The organism is Achromobacter sp. AONIH1 (assembly GCF_002902905.1).
Taxonomy (GTDB): Bacteria; Pseudomonadota; Gammaproteobacteria; order Burkholderiales; family Burkholderiaceae_B; genus Achromobacter.
Window position 1 is genome coordinate 45,599 of the sequence record NZ_CP026124.1, and the last position, 18,200, is coordinate 63,798.

Here is an 18,200-nt window from a genome sequence, read left to right on the forward strand (position 1 = left end):
CGCAAGATCGGGATGGCGCTCTTTCGACGTTCTATTGCGCGCGGCGCAGGCGCTCGCGGCTGTTGCCGAGGTGCGTGCGCATGGCGGCCCGGGCGGCTTCGGCGTCCTGGCGCAGGATCGCGCCGTAGATATCCTCGTGTTCCCGCTGCACGCGCGCCAGGTAGACGGCCCGACCTTCCTGGGCGAAACGGGCGGAATTGATGCGGGTGCGCGGAATGATGGCCGAGCCCAGGTGAGACATGAGATCGGCGAAATAGCGATTCTCGGTGGCCTGGGCGATCAGCAGGTGAAACTGAAAATCGGGCGTGATGGTGTCGCCGTCGCCGTCCAGCGCCTGCTGGAAGGCATCCAGCGCCTGCCGCATGGCGTCGAGCTGCGCCGGGCTGCGCCGCGCCGCGGCCAGGCCGGCGGCCTCGCTTTCCAGGCAGATGCGCAGTTCCAGCAGCACCATCACATCGCGCGACGTGGCGATGTCGGCCGGATCGATGCGGAAATCATCGCCGCCGCTCGGCTCCAGCGCATAGGTGCCCACGCCGTGATGGGTTTCGACCAGGCCCGAGGCCTGCAAGCGCGACAGCGCTTCACGCACCACCGTGCGGCTGACGCCGAATTGCCGCATCAGCTCGGATTCGGTGGGCAGTTTCTCGCCAGGCCGGATCTGGCCGCCGCGAATGCGTTCGGAAAAGCTCTCGACCAGGCCCTGGGCCAGATTGCGTGGCCGACGCGGCAGCGGGGCGGGGATATCGGCGGGTGCATTCATCCGGAGGAGTCTGCCTGCGGTGGCTCGCGATGAGAAGTCCCGGCGATTATACGGTGCCGGAAATCATGCGATGACGATCAGGCCGACCGCCTAGGTGCCCGCTTTTTCGCGCCGGTCGGCCACCATGCCGGCATACCGCCGGCCCTGCCCCGAGGCCCCCACCAGACGGCCGCGCCCGGCGATCAGCGGATAGAACACCACCGCCCCCAGGAACCAAGCAGGGCCGCCGACCACACGGTCTGGCTCAGGAAGTGCGCGCCTTGCAGTACGCGGACTGCGGAAAACCCCAGGCCCGCGCCCAACCCCAGGGCCAGCCCGCCCCAACGCCAGGCCGGCCGCCCCATCGCCCAGCCGGCGAAATACAGGCTCAGCATGGCATAGCCCGCGCCGGCGTGCCCGCTGGGCAATGCACCGCCCGCCCGGGCTCGCACCCAGGTCCACCAATGCAGCGGATACGGCGTATAGCCGCCCAGCGTCTCCAGGTCGTAGGGGCGCGGCAGTGTCGTGTAGTGCTTGAGCTGGCTCACCGCCAGCTGGCCCAGCAGGCAGGTCGCCGCCACGGCCAGGGCGACCCCGCGCGCCGGCTTCCAGGCCGGCACCCTGGAGGCGACCAGCGCCACGCCCACCGCGCCCAGGCCCACGCCGATGGGCAGGGCCAGCACCATGCGGTGGCCGATAAGCTCCAGCCAGCGCGAGGTATGCAGGGGGAAATCGTCGATCGCCGGGTCGAACAGGGTACGGGCGATCGTCATGTCCAGCCCGGACGCATTGATCCACCACGCCAGGCAGGCCAGCAGCGCCGGCACGCCCAGCACATGCGTCAGCAGATAGGCCGTCCTGGACGGCCCGCGCGGCTCGGGCGTGGGAAGAGTGGGCATGACAGAATTGCGGCAAGGCGCAAGTTAGACTCAACGGCGCAGTGTAGACAGGCCACAGTCGAAGAATCGTGAAATCCGCGTCACACCCGTGCCGATTCGTCCTTGAAGCGGAGCAAGAAGCAGGTGCCACGAGCCGGCCCCATCCTGGACGACTCCACCGTCAGCGTCCAGCCCTGCATGTCGCAGACGCGCTTGGCGATCGCCAGGCCCAGTCCATGGGCGGTTTCGTCCCGTCCCAGGCCGCCGGCGTCCCGCAGCCGACCACTGAAATAGCGGCGGAAGAGGAAAGGCAGGTCGGCCTCGTCTATGCCCTTGCCGTCGTCGCGCAGCGCCAGCGCGCCATCCCCGGTCAGACTGGCCATCAGCGTGGCCGGCGCGGCATGCTCGATGGCATTGCGCACCAGATTGCGCAGCACGGTCAGCAAGGCATAGCGATCCAGGATCAATACATGCCCTTCGGGGATCCGGTTGTCCAGCCACAGGTCCGCCAGGTCGGCCTGCGCCTCATGGCCGCGCCAGGCATCGGCCATGCACTGCGCCAGATCCACGGGTTCGGGCGGTCGAAGCTGATCGCGCGCCATGGCGCGGGCGCTTTCCAGACAGACGACCACGTCGTCGACGTTGTCCACGATGCGCGCCAGGCGCTGCCGCTGGTCGGGCGTCAGGACCTGCGTCAGCAGCATCAGCTCGCTGTCGGAACGAATGGCGGCCAGGGGCGTGCGGACCTCGTGGCTCAGGTTGCCAGCGAACTCGCGCTCGCGCGCGATCGACCTGTCCACCTGGTTCTGCATGCGGTTGAACGCTTCGATCAGCCTGCCCGCCTCGTCGTCACGCGTCACGGCCAGGTCCGGAGAGCCGGGCGCCCAGGTCGACAGCCGGTCGGTCAGGTCGAGCAGCGGCCCGGCCGCGACGGCGGCCACCCGCCTTGACAGCGCATAGGCGCCGACCACGCAGATCGCCCCCACGCCCAGCACGATCAGGCCGAAATCATGCACCCGCTCCTCGTTTTCGGTCGCATCGTAGAGCAGGTAGACCTTGCCGCCGCCGGTGTCTGCCACCATCACATGCCAGGTATAGGGCCCTGGCTCGATCAGGTGCATGCCATTTTCCAGGCCCAGGAGTTCCTTGGGAATGCCGGCCGGCGGCTGGCCGTCCGATTGCAGCCAGGCGCGCATGGAGCCGCCCAGCACGCGCGGTCCGCGCCGAGGCAGGAATTCGTCGCTGACGCGCGCATGCTGCACCAGCCGGTCCATCTCGGTATTGAGAATGTCGTTGACCAGATCGTCTTCCATCTGGTCGAACGTCAGGTAGGCCAGCAAGGCCAGGGCCGTCACGAACAGCGCGACCGTCCCGGTCAAGGCCCACACCACTCGCTGGGTCAGCGTGCCGCTGCCGCCCCTGCTCATCGCCGATCCTCCGGCAACGGCTGCCCGGCGATCGGCGCCCGGCCTACGCCGCCAGCGGCGTTCACGCGTCTTCTCCCGGCAGAACCAGGCGCCAGCCCGTTCCGTGCATGGTCTGGATGCCGTCGAAGCCCGCATCCGCCAGCGCGCGGCGCAGCAGATGCACCTGGCTGCGCAGGGCATCCGAGGACGGCGGCTCGCCGCCCCACAGCGCGGATTCCAGTTCCTCGCGCGAGACCACCCGGCCCGGATCGCGCAACAACACTTCCATGATGACGGCCGCCTTGCGGGTCAGGTGCACCGGCACGCCGCCAACGGACACATCGCGGCTGCGCGTGTCGTACCGCAAGGTCCCGAACTCCCGCAGCGTGTTCACGGTGTTGCCCCGGGCGCGCTGGATCAGCGCCAGCAGGCGCGCCTCGACCTCGAGCAGCGCGAAGGGCTTGGTCAGGTAGTCGTCGGCGCCATGCGAAAAACCGGCCAGCTTATCCTCCAGGCTGTCGCGCGCCGTCAGCACCAGCACCGGCACGGCCTGGCGCAGTTCGGTCCGCAGGGTGTGCAGCACCGCGTTGCCGTCCATACCGGGCAGGCCGATATCCAGGATAACCGCGTCGAAACGCTGCTCGCCCAGGCGCTTGAGCGCGGCCGGCCCGCTGTAGGCGGCATCGGGCAGAAAGCCTCGCGCCTCCAGAAAGGTGTACAGGTTGCCTGCGATGATGCTGTCGTCCTCGACGATCAGCACCCGATGGTTCGCCCCCGCTGCGGGACCTGCCGCCATGCTGTCCTCCTGGTCAATTCCGCCGGAACATCCGGCCTTGGAGTTTGAGTTTTCCCGACCGCCCGGCCCTAGTCCTGCAGGACTTTGCCCGGGTTCATCAGGCCTTGCGGATCCAGGGCGCGCTTGATGCGGCGCATCAGCCCAAGTTCGATCGCGCTCTTGTAGCGCGGCAGTTCGTCGCGCTTGAGCTGTCCCACCCCATGCTCGGCGCTGATGGAGCCCGCATGCGCGTGGACGCTGTCATGCACCACGCCATAGATCTCGCTCTGCAGCGCCAGCAGCTCGGCCTCGGTCTGCCCGGCCGCATTGGCCACGTTGTAATGCAGATTGCCGTCGCCCAGATGGCCGAAGATCACGTGCCTCACGCCGGGAAAGCGCGCCTGCAGCAGCGCGTTGGTCTTGTCCACAAAGCCGGCGATGGCGGAAATCGGGATCGAGACATCGTGCTTGACCGATTTGCCCAGCTCGGCCTCGGCCAGCGGGATGCTCTCGCGCAGATGCCAGAGCGCCTTGCTCTGGGCCACATTGGCGGCGATGGCCGCGTCGCTGACCAGCCCATCCTCGATGGCCGCTCCCAGCACCGCCTCGAAACGCTCGCGTGCATGCTGCTCGCTTTCGCTATCGGACAGCTCCAGCAGCGCGAACCAGGGCGCGGCGGCGGAATCCCCTTCGAAAGGCAGGCGCTGCTGCGGAAACAATCGCACCACGGCCTGCAGGCAGGCGCCGCTCATCAGCTCGAAGCCGGTCAGCGACGCGCCGAAGCCGGCGCGGGCGCGCGACAGCAGCTCCACCGCGTCATCGATGCCGCTCAGCGTGAGCAGCGCCGTGCAGGATGCCACCGGGCGCGGATACAGCTTCAGCGTTGCGGCGGTGATAATGCCCAATGTGCCTTCGCTGCCGATATACAGATCGCGCAGGTCGTAGCCGGTATTGTCCTTGCGCAGGCCGCGCAGGCCGTTCCAGACCTCGCCGTCGGCAGTAACGACCTCCAGCCCCAGCGCAAGATCCCGCGTATTGCCATAGCGCAGCACCTGCGTGCCGCCGGCGTTCGTGGCCAGGTTGCCGCCGATGGTGCAGCTGCCCTCGGCCGCGAGACTGAGCGGAAACAGCCGGCCCGCCGCCGCCGCCGCTTCCTGGACGGCCTGCAGCACGCAGCCGGCCTCGACGGTGATGGTGTCGTTGTCGGTATCCAGCGCCCTCACGCGGTTCAGCCTGGCGGTGGACAGCACAACCGCCGAGCCCGATGCGTCAGGCGTGGCGCCACCGCACAGGCCGGTGTTGCCGCCCTGGGGCACCACCGGAACGCCGTGACGCAGGCACAGCCGGACCACGCCAGCCACTTCATCCGTGCTGCCGGGGCGTACCGCCGCCAGCGCCGCGCCGCGATAGCGGCGGCGCCAGTCCTGCACATAGCCGTCGGCATCGGCGCCGGTCAGCACGTGGGAGGGTCCAAGCAGGGACTGCAGTTCGCTGAGCAGGGTCATGGGGCGCCGCGCAAGGTCGAGCGCCTGGCACGGGTCCAGACGCGGTTCGGAAGACATGCGGATATTGTAGGGGCGCGCCCGACGTCTAGCCTACCGCCTGATCCAGCCGCGTGCCGGTCAGACCCGAGCAGAAGGCCCGCGAAGCGATGAGATTCATCAGGAACCCCCTGTCCACCGCGACCGGGCCGGGCATTTCCGACAAGGCCCGATAGGCGCGCCGCAGGGCGTCTCCGCGCGTCACCCCACACACCAGCAGGCGTGTGCACGGCGCATGGCGGTCCCCGCCACCGTCGATGCGCAGTTCGAGCGCATGCGCGGCGACAGGTTCGCAATCGGCCACCGCCGCGCCCGACAGGGGCGTGGCCTGGGCGCACAGCACCCGGAACACGCCGCTGCGGTCATCCAGCGAAAACGCCACGGTGCCCATGCCCTGCCAGCCACGGTCGCGCGCCACACTGGCGGCCACCGCCCGCAGCGCGCTTTCCATCGACGCGGGCAGGTGCGGCGCCGGACATTCGGCGATCAACACGCGCGCCTCGCGCCAGACGCTGCGCTCCCAGGCACGGCCCGTCAGGGGGTCGCCGCCCGGCGGCACCACGACATGGATGTCCAGCCTGCGCTCGCGTCCGGCCGCGGGTCCGGCGTGGTCCGTGGGCGGTCCGCGCCGGTTCCTGGCGCCGCCCGAAGATATGACTGTGGAAACTTTTGCAGCCATAGGCCCCTCCCGGTCTTTCTGCTTGCATGGCAAGCGTATCACCTTCGGATGACGGGCATCGGCGACGGCGCCCGCGGCGCAGTCCGACGGCGCTGTCGGCCGAAGGAGGAAAAGGGACTGATTCCAACACTCTTGCGTCGATCTCCAGGCCCCGGCCTGCTGTGAACGCAGCGGGCATGCCCCCCCAGAATTGCGCGATAATCCCTTTTTTACACACCATATTGATTTTGCGGCACCGAAGCCAGGGATTTCCCCTAGGCCTTCCCGCCGCCAAAGGATCCCGCATGGGCGCCACCACGCCATTCCCCGCTTCGGTATTCAAGGCCTACGACATCCGCGGCACCGTGCCCGACCTGATCGACGCCGGCTTCGCCCGCGCGCTGGGCGCGGCGCTGGCGATACGCGCCCGCGAGGCCGGCATCCAGACGCTGGTCGTGGGTCGCGACGGCCGGCTCAGCAGCGAAATGCTGTCGACGGCGCTGCAGGAAGGCATGCTGGAACAAGGCATCGATACGCTCGATATCGGCCAGGTGCCCACGCCGCTGGTGTATTTCGCCGCGCACACCATGCAGACCGGTTCGGGCGTGGCCATCACCGGCAGCCACAACCCGCCCAAGTACAACGGCTTCAAGATGATGATGGGCGGCCGCGCCCTGTATGGCGAGGACGTGCAGGAACTCGCGCGCGTCATGAACGGCGGCGCGGCGCCCGTCGCCGCGCATCCTGGCACGCGCCGGCAACTGGACCTGGTGCAGGCCTATGTCGCGCGCGTGGCCAGCGGCGTGAAACTCGCCCGCCCCATGAAGATCGCCATCGACTGCGGCAATGGCGTGGCTGGCGCCGTGGCGCCGCAGCTGTTCCGCGCACTCGGCTGCGAAGTGACCGAGCTGTTCTGCGAGGTGGACGGCACCTTTCCCAATCACCATCCCGATCCTGCCGAACCCAAGAACCTGCGCGACCTGATCGACTGCGTGGCCAATACCGACTGTGAGCTGGGCCTGGCCTTCGACGGCGACGGCGACCGGCTGGGCGTGGTCACGAAGTCCGGCCAGATCATCTGGCCCGACCGCCAGCTGGTGCTGTTCGCGCGCGACGTGCTGGACCGCAATCCCGGCGCCACCATCATCTACGACGTGAAATGCAGCCGGCATGTGGGCCTGTCGGTGCAGGCCGCCGGCGGCCAGCCGATGATGTGGAAGACCGGCCATTCCCTGGTCAAGGCCAAGCTCGCGGAAACCGGCGCGCCGCTGGCAGGCGAGATGAGCGGCCACATCTTCTTCAAGGAGCGCTGGTACGGCTTCGACGACGGCCTGTACACCGGCGCCCGCCTGCTGGAAATCGTGTCGCGCCACGCCGATGCCTGCGCGCCGCTCGAAGCCCTGCCGCAAGACGTGTCCACGCCTGAACTGAAGCTGGAGATGGAAGAAGGCCAGCCCTTCGCGCTGGTACGCGCATTGCAGGACCACGGCCAGTTCCCCGGCGCGAGCCGGGTCGTCACCATCGACGGCGTGCGCGCCGAATACCCGGATGGCTTCGGGCTGGCACGTCCGTCGAATACCACGCCGGTGGTGGTGCTGCGTTTCGAGGCGCAGAGCGCCGAGGCGCTGGCCCGCATCCAAGCCGATTTCCGACGCGAACTGGCCAAACTGGCGCCAGAAGCCATCCTGCCATTCTAGAATCAGCCCCATGTCCCTGCCCGACAGCCCCGCCTGGAAGACCTTCGCCGCAGCCGCCCGCAGCGCCTCGCGCCGCGGAGAGCGACTGCGAGTCATCGATGCTCCCGGATTGCGACTGGACCTCAGCGCCCAGGCCCAATCTCCCGAGCTGGAACTCGCTGCTGCCGCCCTGCTGCAGCAGCAGGACTTCGAAACAGCGCGCGCGCGGCTGTTCGACGGGGGCAACGCCAACTGGACCGAGCGACGTCCCGCCTGGCATACGGCGCTGCGCGCCGGCGTTCCGCCCGCGATGGTCGCGCACGCCGTGCAGTCCGAACGCGAACGCGTGCGCCAATTCGTGCGCGACGCCGACGCCGCAGGCCGCTATTCCAGCGTGCTGCACCTGGGCATCGGCGGCAGCGATTGGGGGCCTCGGCTGATCACGCGGGCGCTGCGCCACGGCGGCGCGCGGCGGGAAGTGCGCTTCGCCTCGAACGTGGATTCGCACTCCGTCGCCGACGCGATGAGCCGGCTGGACCCGCACGATACGCTGGTGATCGTCGCCTCCAAGTCCTTCACCACCACCGAACCGCTAGCCAATGCCGAAGTCGCCATGAACTGGCTGCGGGACGCGGGCGTGGCCGACCCGATCAAGCAGGTCGTAGCCATCACCGCCAACGTCGAGGCGGCGTTGAACCTGGGCATTTCTCCCGACCATATCTTCCAGATCTGGGACTGGGTGGGCGGCCGCTATTCACTGTGGTCCGCCATCGGCCTGCCTGTGGCGCTGGCGCTGGGCAATGACACCTTCGACCAGCTGCTGGCCGGCGCCGCCGCCATGGACGAACATTTCCGCAACGCGCCCGCCGCCGAAAACGCGCCGCTGCAGCTGGCGCTCGCCGGCGTGGTGAACCGCAACGTGCTGGGCTATGACTCGCTGGTCATCTCGCCCTACGACTCGCGCCTGCATCATCTGGTGCCCTGGGCGCAGCAGCTGGAAATGGAATCACTGGGCAAGGTCGCCACGGCCGACGGCAGTCCCGTTGGCATGCCGACGGGGCCTGCCGTCTGGGGCATGCCCGGCACGGACTGCCAGCATACGTTCTTCCAATGGCTGCACCAGGACGCCGCCGGCGCGCCGGTGGATTTCATCCTGTGCGAGCAGCCAGATCACGCCTATGCGCGCAATCACGAACTGCTGATCGCCAACTGCCTGGCGCAGCGTTCGGCGCTGCTGCGCGGCAAGACCTTCGAGGAAGCGCTGACCGAGACCTCGGCCAAGGAAAGCGACCCCGACCGCGCCCGCATCCTGGCGATGCACCTGGTGCATCCCGGCGGCCGGCCTTCCTCGCTGATCGTGTTGCCGCGCCTGGAAGCCTATACGCTGGGCGCGCTGCTGGCGCTCTACGAGCACAAGGTGTTCTCGCAGGGCGTGATCTGGGGCATCAATCCCTTCGACCAATGGGGCGTGGAATTCGGCAAGGCGCTGGCTCGCGGCATCATCCGCGAACTGGACGCGCCGTCGCCCCAGGCCGAGCAGCAAGATCCCTCCACCCGCTACTGGATCGACGCGATCGCGCGGCACTCCTGACCCGCCGCTGCACATAGCCGGGCGCGCAACGCGCCCGGCCCTTCATCAAGCGCTCAATGCGTCGTATAGATCGACGTGTATGCGCGCCACGCGCTCGATATTGAATTCGCGCTCGGCCAGGGCGCGTCCCGCCGCGCCCATCGCGTGGCGCAGCGCCGGATCGGCCGCCAGCCGGGCGATTGCGTCCGCCAGCGCGCCGGCGTCGCGCACCGGCACAAGCAGGCCAGTCTTGCCCGGTTCGATCGCATCGCGGCAGCCAGGCACGTCGGTCGTGACCACGGCCCGTCCGCAGGCCGCCGCCTCGATCAGCGACTTCGGCAGCCCCTCGCGATAGGACGGCAGCACCGCGATATGCGAGGCAGCGTAAAGCGCCGGCACGTCGCTGCGTTCGCCCAGGGTCTGGACACAGCCCTCCGTCTGCCACGCCTCGACATCCTGCGGGGTCGCCGAGGCAGGATTGCCAGCGTCCACGCCGCCCACCAGGCGCATGGACACGGGCACGCCGCGCGCGCGCAGCAGCCGCGCCGCCTCAACGAATTCATTCACGCCCTTGTCGCGCAGCAGGCGCGCCACCATGGTGACGACGACCGGCGGCTCGGGCGGCTCGGGCAATGCCCGGTACTCAGCCAGATCGACCCCGGCCCCGCGGATCATCACGACCTGTTCGTCGCGCACGGCCCCCAGGGATTTCAACAGATCCCGGTCGCTCGCATTCTGGAAAATCACCCGGCTGTTGCCATGCCCCAGCGCGATCCGGTACAGGCGCGCCACCACGGCGCGCACGAGCCGCATCTTCAACGAGTTCGACAGGAACACGAACCCCAGGCCGGAAATCGCCGCGACCATGCCCGGCACCCGGGCGAGGCGCGCGGCGATGCCGCCATACAGCACCGGCTTGATCGTCACCAGATGCACCACCTGCGGCCGCAGGCGGCGAAACAGACGGATCAGCGCCAGCAAGGTGCCCAGCTCCTGCAACGGATGCTTGCCGCTGCGCGTCATGGGAATGGCGTGGTGCGTCATGCCCAGGGCCTGGATATCGGCCACGGCCGGCCCGTCCATGGTGGCCACGTGCACGTCATAGCCGGCGCGCTGCGCGGCCAGGGCCACGGGCAGGCGATGCGACATGAAGAACGCCGGATTGTTGACCACGAACAGCAAGCGGCGTCCGGCGCTCATGCCTGATCTCCAGAAATGCGGCGCCACACCGCGATGTATTGCTCGACCATGCGCGCGAGGCTGAAATTGGCCAGCACCCGCGCGCGCCCCGCCTCGCCGGCCCGACGGCCGCCGCGCGCGGCCACCTCGCCCAGCCCGGCCTCGATGCCGCGCGCCAGGGCCTCGGGCTGCTCGGGCGGCACCACGATGCCCGTCTCGCCGACGATGAAGGCGGCGTCGCCCACGTCCGTCACCACGCAATAGGCGGAGCAGGCCATGGCTTCGGCCACCACGTTGGGAAAGCCTTCCGCGCAACTGGACAGCACGTGCACGTCCAGGCCGTTCATCACCGCCGGCACATCGTCGCTGGGGCCGGCCAGCACGATACGCTCGGCCAGGCCCAACCGTTCGATCAAGGCGGCCAGCTCGGCGTTCTCGCCGGTCATGCCGCGCCCCACCAGCACGCAACGCAGGCCCGCATCGCGGCCATCGCGCACCAGCGCGGCCACCGCGCGCAGCAGGTTGGCGTGGTCCTTGAGCGGATCCCAGCGCGCCACGCAGCCGATCAGCGGCGCGTCCGCCGGCACATTCCAGTGCTGCCGCATGCGCGCCCCGGCCTGCGCGTCGGGCGCGTAGCGCGACAGGTCATAACCGTTGGAGATCACCGTCATGCGATCGCGCCGATAGCCCTTCGCGGCATGGCGCTCGGCCGCGTCCTGCGCCGCGCACACGATGGCGCGCGGCACCCGGCGCGACAGGAAGGCGCAGGCGCGCAGCACCATCCGCGCCGAGCGGCTGCTGCGTTCCAGATGCGCGCCGGAATTGCGTATGCCCCAGGCGATCGCGCGCACGCCGGCCAGACGCGCGGCCAGGCCGCCGATCAGGTCAGCGTGATACATCCAGGTCTGCACCGCGTCGGGCCGCTTGCCGGCAATCAGGCGTCGCAAGGCCAGGAATCCGCCCAGGCTGACGCGGCCGCGCGGCATGCCCAGCGCATGGACCTCGATGCCGGCGGCGCGCAGGCGCTCGCCGTAGATGCCCTCATCGGTCAGGGAGACGACGACATGCTCCACCGGCTCGCCGGCATGGGTGGCCAGACGGAACAGCACCGACTCGGCGCCGCCCTGCCCCAGGCCCGTGATCACGTGCAACACACGCAGCGGCCGGGCGCTCATGGCCGCGCTCCCCGCACCGCGTCGAACAGCGCATCCCATTCGGACAGCACGCTGGCCAGGGCATAGCGCTGGCGCACGGCCTGCGCGCCACGCGCGCCCAGCTGCGTGCGCAGCGCCTGGTCTTCCAGCAGGCGCCGCAGCGCGTCGCGCAAGGCGCCGCGCTCGCCTGCCGGCACCAGCAGCGCATCCTGGCCATCACGCGTCATTTCGCGCGGACCGCTGGGGCAGTCGAACGCCACGCTGGGCAGGCCCAGCGCCATCGCTTCGAGCAGCACGTTCGGAAATCCCTCCACCGCCGAGCTGAGCACGAAGGCCTGCCCCTGCGCCAGGGCCTCCCAGGGCGTCTCCGTGCGTCCCGGCAGGCTGATCCGCTCTTGCAGCCCCAGGCGCGCGACCTGGCTTTCCAGCGCGGCGCGTTGCGGCCCTTCGCCCCAGATGCGCAGGTTCCAATCGGGAAAGCGCGGCGCCAGTTCGGCATAGACGTCGATCAACAGATCGAACTGCTTGTCCGGCACCAGCCGCCCCATCGCCAGCAGCTCGCGCGGACCGCCGTCGCGCTGCGCGACCAGCGGCGCGTCAAGCAGGGGCGCAGGCAAGGGATTGGGAATCACCGCCAGCCGCTTGATGCCTGGCACCTGCCTGGCGAACGGTCCGGCGGTGGCCTCGGCCTGCACGGTCACCATATCGGCGCGCGGGTACAACAGGCGCCGCAAGCGGCGCCATACCTGCCCGGTGGTGGTGTCGACAGTGGGATTGGTGCGCTCGCAGACGATCAGCGGCGCGCGCAGCCCGCGCGTCGCCAGGATGGCGGCGACGTTGACATTGGTCAGGAAGGACACGACCACATCGGGCCGGGTATCGCGCACATGCCGGCGCAGCGTCAGCAGGCGCTTGAACGCGGCGACCGCGCCCGACGCGCGCGTGCCCGCCAAGTCGGCCAGCCAGGCCAGCCGCACCTTGTCCGACAGCGGATAGAAGCAGCTGCCCTTGGACGAGTACGTGGGCGTGAGCGTGACCTCGTCGCCGCGCTCGGCCCAGGCATTGACCAGCGTCGCGGCGACGCGCTCGGCGCCGCCCGCGTGCATGGAGCTGACCAGCATCAGTATCTTCATGGGCCTCATGCCCCTCGCGCGGCGCCGCGATAGCGGTCGAGCCAGGCCTGCATCATCAGCACGCCCCACAGATGGCTGTCCCAGTTGCGGTGGCCGGACACATGCTCGCGCCACTTGCGCAGAATCGGTTCGGGCTCGAACCAGCCTTCCTGGCGCAGCCGCGCCGGATCCAGCAGCGCCTCGGCCCAGTCGCGCAGCGGTCCGCGCAACCAGGCAGCCAGCGGCACGGCGAAACCGCGCTTGGGACGGTCCACCAGCGCTTGAGGGACATGGCGGTGCAGCACCTGGCGCAGCAGCCACTTGCCGGTGCCGCCGCGCACCTTGTACTGGTGCGGCAGGCTCCAGGCGAATTCGTAGACGCGGTGATCGATCAGCGGCACGCGCGTTTCCAGACTGACCGCCATGGCAGCGCGGTCCACCTTGACCAGGATGTCGTCGGGCAGGTAGGTAACCGTGTCCAGCTTCATCATGGACTCGAAGGTCGAGCCCTGCATGGCGCGCGCGAACTCGGACTCGGGCTCGACGCCGCCCTTGACCACGCGGCCCGGATCCGACCAATAGGACACGAACAGGCGGTAGAACTCGCCACGCGTATCGGCGCGCAGCAACTCGCCCAGCTTGCCGACCTTGCCGCGCCACGCGCCCTTGCCGGGCAAATGCGTGGACGCGCTCAACAGGGCGCCGGCCGGATGGCGCAGGAAAGCGGGCATGCGCTCGCATTTCTGCCACCAGTTGTTGACACGGAAATAGCGCGAATAGCCGCCGAACAGCTCGTCGCCGCCGTCGCCGGACAGCGCCACGGTCACGTGCTGGCGTGCCATCTTCGTCACCAGCGACGTCGGAATCTGCGAGGAATCGGCAAACGGTTCGTCATACATGTCCGCCAGCGTCGGCACCACCGCCAGCGCATCCTCGGCGGTGACGTACAGCTCGGTATGGTCGGTGCCCAGGTGGGTGGCGACAGCCTTGGCGTGCTGCGCCTCGTCGTAGCCCTTTTCGTGGAAGCCGATGGCGAAGGTGCGCACGGGCTGGGCGCTCTGCGCCTGCATCAGCGCGACGATGGTGGACGAATCGATGCCGCCCGACAGGAAGGCGCCCAGGCTGACATCGGACAGCATCTGCCCGCCGACAGCCTTGGAGAGCACGCCCTCCAGCGCATCGACGGCCTGCGCGTCGGACTCGAACGCCAGCAGCGAGCGCGCGGCGGTGTCGGCGGCGTCGCGCGCCGACCAGTACACGCGCGGCTCCGGCATGCGGCGGCTGCGGGTGTCGTCGGCGGTGAACTCGATCCAGGTGCCGGGCGGCAGCTTGGCGATGCCCGCGTAGATCGATTGCGGCGCCGGAATGTAGTTGTGCCGCATGTACGACGCCAGCGCGTTGCGGTTCAGCTCCTGGCCGAATCCCGGCACCGGCGTCAGCCCCTTCAGTTCCGACGCGAACACCAGGTCCGCGCCCGAATAGCCGTAGTACAGCGGCTTTTCGCCCATGCGGTCGCGCGCCAGCACCAGCTTGCGCGCGGCACGGTCCCACAGCGCGATGGCGAACATGCCGACCGCCGCCTGCAGCGTGGCCTCGATGCCCAGCGCCGAAAAGCCGGCCAGCAAGGTCTCGGTGTCGGAGTGCCCGCGCCACGACGGCGCCAGCGCCGACTGCTCGAGCTGCTTGCGCATGTCCAGGTGGTTGTAGATCTCGCCGTTGAAGACCATCACGTAGCGTCCACAGGCCGACACCATGGGCTGGTGGCCGGCTTCCGTCAGGTCCTGGATGGCCAGGCGCACGTGCGCCAGCGCCAGCTCGGCGCCAGCATCCTCCCAGAAGCCATTGCTGTCGGGTCCGCGGTGGCGGATGCGGCGGCAGCTTTCCGCCAGCACCTGCGACTTGTCCGCCAAGGGGCCCCAAATTCCGACTATTCCGCACATGATCAGGTTCTCGTGGTCACCATATCGCGACGGCGCTGCGTGGCGGCCTAACGGCCCGCCCGCGTCACGCCGTCAAAAAGTTCTTCCCAGCGGGCCAACACCCGGTTGGCCGAAAAACGGTCGCGCACATCGATCGCGGCGGCCGCCATGCGCGCACGCATCGCGTCATCGCCCATGACCGCGTCCAGCGCCGCGCACAACGCAGGCACGTCGCCGTTGGGCCGCACCAGCACGCCATCGACGCCATCGCGCACGACCTCGCGCGGCCCTGTATCGCAATCGAAACAAACGGCGGCCAGGCCGCTGGCCATGGATTCGAGCAGCGTATTCGACAAGCCCTCGAACCGCGATGTCAGGACGTAGAGATCCGCGCTCGCGTACCAATCGCCCACATTGCCGACGCGGCCGGGCATCCACACTCGGTCCTGCATCCCGGACTGGCGCAGTTGTGCTTCCAGCGCGGCGCGTTCGCCGCCCTCGCCCAGGATAACCAGATCCCAGTCGGGATGCGCGGACGCCAGCTGCTCGAAAGCCTGGATCAACAGATCAAAGCCCTTGTCCTGGTGCAGCCGCCCCACCGCCAGCAGGCGGCGGCGTCCAGGCCTGGGCTCGGGGTACTTGCGCGGCTCGGCCTGCGGCAACGGCCAATGCACCGGGTTGGGGATCACTGCCAGCCGTGAGCCGGGCACGTGCGTTTCGATCCAGGCTGCGGTGCCGCTTGTCAGCGCCACCACGCGCGCGGCCTTCGGATAGGTCCAGCGGCGCAGACGCTGCCAGAAGCCAGACATGGCCTGCGACGGCGGATGCGTGTGCTCGGTGGCGATGACGCGGCACCCGAGACCGGCGCCGGCGATCACCGACAGCACGGATGCCGTGGTCATCATGCCCAGGACGATATCGGGACGGAATTCACGTATCACGCGACGCAGCGCGCGCACGCGCCGCACATTGCTCCAGATGCCCCGCAAACCGCCGCCCTCGCCCACGGTGTTGAGCACCGCCCTGCTCACCTTGGGATCCAGCGCATAAGCGTCGTCTTCCTTGCCGGCCTGGGTCACGACCATGACGTCGCGCCCTGCCCGCGCCCAATGCGCGCTCAGGTCCACGGCCACCCGCTCGGCGCCGCCGCCGTGCAACGAATGAATGAACAGCAGCACGCGCTGCGGGCGGGAGGCGCTTTGAAGGGCGGGCATTCAGTCGGCCTTTTCGGGTTCGGCGCGGCGCAAGGCCACGGCCAGATAGCAGGCAAAGGACAGCAGGTACATCAGGCTGGTCGCCAGCATGATGCCGGCCGCGCCCATGCGAGGCGCCAGCACGGCGTTCAGCGCCGCCTTCAGCGCGAAGTTGGCGACGGCAATGCCGGACATGAGGCGATAGCGGTTCTGGCTCGCCAGCAACTGCACCAGGATCAGCACGCCAAAATAGAACGGCAGTTGCAGCAGCCCCCAGCGCAGCACCTGCGCCACGGCCTGGGTATTCTCCGCCGTAAAGGCGCCGCGCTGGAACAGCACCGAAACGCCCCAGGGCGCCAGCAGCCAGCCCAATGCCACCGCGCCGGCGCCGGCCAGCACCATCAGCAGCGACCACTTCAATGCCATGGACCGCGCACGCGCGGTATCGCCGCGACTCTGCACGTCTGCAAGCACCGGCAGCGCGGCACGACCGACCGACACCGCGCCGATGCCCAGGATCAAGGACAGCAACCGGCTGGCGTAGCCCAGCGTCGCGTTGGCGTTGGCCCCCAGATTGGCGGCGGCATACTGGTCCAGCGGGCCGACAAAGCTCATCGCCACCTGGCCGATCAGCATCACGCCGGCGGCGCCCATCAATTCCGGCCAGTGCGGCGAGCGCAAGGTAAAGCGTGGCGCCCCCCAGAATCCGGTATCGGCCCGCGCGGCCAGCCAGGCGAGCCAGACCGTCTGGATGGCGTAGCCAACGAGAGTGCCCCACAGCAGCGGGCCGACGCCATCGGCGCTGACCGCCAGCATGACCCATGCCAGCGTGGCGACGGCGGGCACGCTGTCCAGCAGCGTGTTGACGTGCCGCTCATGGGCGCGCAGGCGCGCGGCGCTGATGCCGGCCACCAGCAGCAATGCCGAGACCGGCGCGAACGCCACCAGCAGATCGCCTGTCATGGCGCGCACCTGCGGCGACAGCCCGCCACCCAGCCAATCCAGCGCATAAGGCCAGGCCAGCCAGGTCAGCAGCGCGAGCGCGATCCCGGCGGCCAGTACCCAGCCCTGCAGTTCACGGATGAAATCATCCCGCTCAGCGCGCTCTGCGCGGCGCAGGCGCACCAGCACGGGTATCAGCACCACCGACAGCACGCCCACGATGGTGACCGGCAGCCAGGTCGCCATGGTCATGGTGAACTGGTAGGCATCGACCGCGTCGCTGACGCCATAGCGGTAGGCCACCGCCATTTCCTTGACGGCGCCCGCGGCCTTGCCAAGCAGCAGGAACACCGCCACCCGGAACGCGCCTTTGAAGATACGCTGGTGGTCCGGGTGGATGTTGCCGAGTTTGCGGATGAGTGCTTTCAAATCAACGCAGGAATTGCGTATACCAGGGCATTGCCTCGTCCAGCCCCTGCAGCACGGTGTGCGTGGGCTGATAACCGAGCAGGCGGCCAGCCTTGCTGACGTCGGCCTGCGAATGGCGCACGTCGCCGGCGCGGAATTCGCCATACTTGGCCGGCTTGGCATAGGCCACGCCCTGGCGGCCCAGCGCCTGCACCAGGAAGCCGAACAGGTCGTTCAGCGTGCTGCGGCCGCTGACGGCGACGTTGTACACCTGGTTGCGCCCCTCTTGCGGCGCCATCGCGGCCAGCAGGTTGGCCTGCACGGCGTTGGCGACGAAGCAGAAGTCCCGGCTGGTCTCGCCGTCGCCGTTGATGACCACATCGTCGCCCTTGATCATGGCCGCGGTCCACTTCGGGATCACGGCGGCGTAGGCGCCATCCGGATCCTGGCGCTTGCCGAAGACGTTGAAATAACGCAGGCCGACCGTCTCGAAACCATACGAGCGCGCGAACACGTCCGCATAGAGTTCGTTGACATACTTGGTCACGGCGTACGGCGACAGCGGATTGCCGATATTCTCTTCCACCTTGGGCAGCGCGGGATGGTCGCCATAGGTGGAACTGGACGCCGCGTACACGAACGACTTGACCTGCGCGTCGCGCGCGGCCACCAGCACGTTCAGGAAGCCGCCGACGTTCACGTCGTTGGTGGTGATGGGATCCTTCAGCGAGCGCGGCACCGAACCCAGCGCGGCCTGATGCAGTACGAAATCGACGCCCTGCACCGCGCGCTGGCAGGCAGCCAGGTCACGGATATCGCCCTCGATGAACGTAAAGCGCGCCCATTGTTCGGGCGACACGCTGGCGCGCACTTCGTCCAGATTGCGCTGATGGCCGGTGGCGAAGTTGTCCAGGCCGGTGACGGTCTGGCCCAGCTTCAACAAGGTTTCCAGCAAGTTGGAGCCGATGAAGCCGGCGCAGCCGGTCACCAGCCACTTGCGCGGCGCGGCCACCAGGTCCTGGGAGATGCTTTCGTATCGGGTGCTCATGC

General features: G+C 68.9%; 15 protein-coding genes. 2 read left to right on the forward strand and 13 right to left on the reverse strand.

Annotated features, from left to right (window positions below):
- Positions 1–31 precede the first annotated feature (31 nt).
- The 6 genes from C2U31_RS00205 to C2U31_RS00230 form a co-directional block, all read right to left on the reverse strand.
- Positions 32–760: a FadR/GntR family transcriptional regulator gene (locus C2U31_RS00205; protein WP_103271085.1), complete on the reverse strand. Its 729-nt coding sequence runs from the start codon at positions 758–760 to the stop codon at positions 32–34.
- A 182-nt stretch (positions 761–942) separates the two neighbouring features.
- On the reverse strand, positions 943–1,638 hold the full coding sequence (locus C2U31_RS00210) for a phosphatase PAP2 family protein (RefSeq protein WP_233772568.1): 696 nt from the start codon (positions 1,636–1,638) through the stop codon (positions 943–945).
- 80 nt (positions 1,639–1,718) lie between these two features.
- Positions 1,719–3,044: a HAMP domain-containing sensor histidine kinase gene (locus tag C2U31_RS00215; protein WP_103271086.1), complete on the reverse strand. Its 1,326-nt coding sequence runs from the start codon at positions 3,042–3,044 to the stop codon at positions 1,719–1,721.
- Between the two features lie 61 nt (positions 3,045–3,105).
- Entirely contained in the window at positions 3,106–3,819 is a 714-nt protein-coding gene (locus C2U31_RS00220) for a response regulator transcription factor (RefSeq protein WP_103271087.1), read from the reverse strand.
- Between the two features lie 68 nt (positions 3,820–3,887).
- The gene (locus C2U31_RS00225) at positions 3,888–5,303 is read right to left on the reverse strand and encodes an FAD-binding oxidoreductase (RefSeq protein ID WP_103271088.1); all 1,416 of its coding nucleotides are present in this window, start codon (positions 5,301–5,303) and stop codon (positions 3,888–3,890) included.
- An 85-nt stretch (positions 5,304–5,388) separates the two neighbouring features.
- A complete protein-coding gene (locus C2U31_RS00230; protein ID WP_103271089.1) occupies positions 5,389–6,018 on the reverse strand; it encodes a BPTD_3102 family carboxylase-like protein in 630 nt (209 codons plus the stop codon).
- Between the two features lie 284 nt (positions 6,019–6,302).
- Here C2U31_RS00230 and C2U31_RS00235 point away from each other — a divergent pair, with 284 nt between their 5' ends.
- Positions 6,303–7,694 carry a phosphomannomutase/phosphoglucomutase gene (locus tag C2U31_RS00235; RefSeq protein WP_103271090.1) on the forward strand — a complete coding sequence of 464 codons (1,392 nt, stop codon included), beginning with the start codon at positions 6,303–6,305 and terminating at the stop codon, positions 7,692–7,694.
- A 10-nt stretch (positions 7,695–7,704) separates the two neighbouring features.
- Positions 7,705–9,264: a glucose-6-phosphate isomerase gene (gene pgi / locus C2U31_RS00240; protein WP_103271091.1), complete on the forward strand. Its 1,560-nt coding sequence runs from the start codon at positions 7,705–7,707 to the stop codon at positions 9,262–9,264.
- Positions 9,265–9,309: 45 nt separating this feature from the next.
- On the opposite strand, the gene C2U31_RS00245 is transcribed toward pgi, so the two are convergent.
- The 7 genes from C2U31_RS00245 to C2U31_RS00275 are packed head-to-tail and all read right to left on the reverse strand — an operon-like array spanning position 9,310 to position 18,198.
- Entirely contained in the window at positions 9,310–10,443 is a 1,134-nt protein-coding gene (locus C2U31_RS00245; RefSeq protein ID WP_103271092.1) for a glycosyltransferase family 4 protein, read from the reverse strand.
- Positions 10,440–11,597, reverse strand: a complete 1,158-nt coding sequence (locus tag C2U31_RS00250; RefSeq protein ID WP_199770928.1) for a glycosyltransferase — start codon at positions 11,595–11,597, stop codon at positions 10,440–10,442. Before C2U31_RS00250 ends, C2U31_RS00245 begins: the two co-directional genes overlap by 4 nt.
- The gene (locus C2U31_RS00255) at positions 11,594–12,709 is read right to left on the reverse strand and encodes a glycosyltransferase family 4 protein (RefSeq protein WP_103271093.1); all 1,116 of its coding nucleotides are present in this window, start codon (positions 12,707–12,709) and stop codon (positions 11,594–11,596) included. Before C2U31_RS00255 ends, C2U31_RS00250 begins: the two co-directional genes overlap by 4 nt.
- A gap of 5 nt (positions 12,710–12,714) precedes the next feature.
- Positions 12,715–14,628 (reverse strand): asparagine synthase (glutamine-hydrolyzing), encoded by a 1,914-nt coding sequence (gene asnB, locus C2U31_RS00260; RefSeq protein ID WP_103271094.1) that lies wholly within the window; start codon positions 14,626–14,628, stop codon positions 12,715–12,717.
- Positions 14,629–14,675: 47 nt separating this feature from the next.
- Positions 14,676–15,821, reverse strand: a complete 1,146-nt coding sequence (locus C2U31_RS00265; RefSeq protein WP_103271095.1) for a glycosyltransferase family 4 protein — start codon at positions 15,819–15,821, stop codon at positions 14,676–14,678.
- Entirely contained in the window at positions 15,822–17,171 is a 1,350-nt protein-coding gene (gene murJ, locus C2U31_RS00270) for a murein biosynthesis integral membrane protein MurJ (protein ID WP_103271096.1), read from the reverse strand.
- Position 17,172: 1 nt separating this feature from the next.
- Entirely contained in the window at positions 17,173–18,198 is a 1,026-nt protein-coding gene (locus tag C2U31_RS00275) for an SDR family oxidoreductase (RefSeq protein WP_103271097.1), read from the reverse strand.
- Positions 18,199–18,200 lie beyond the last annotated feature (2 nt).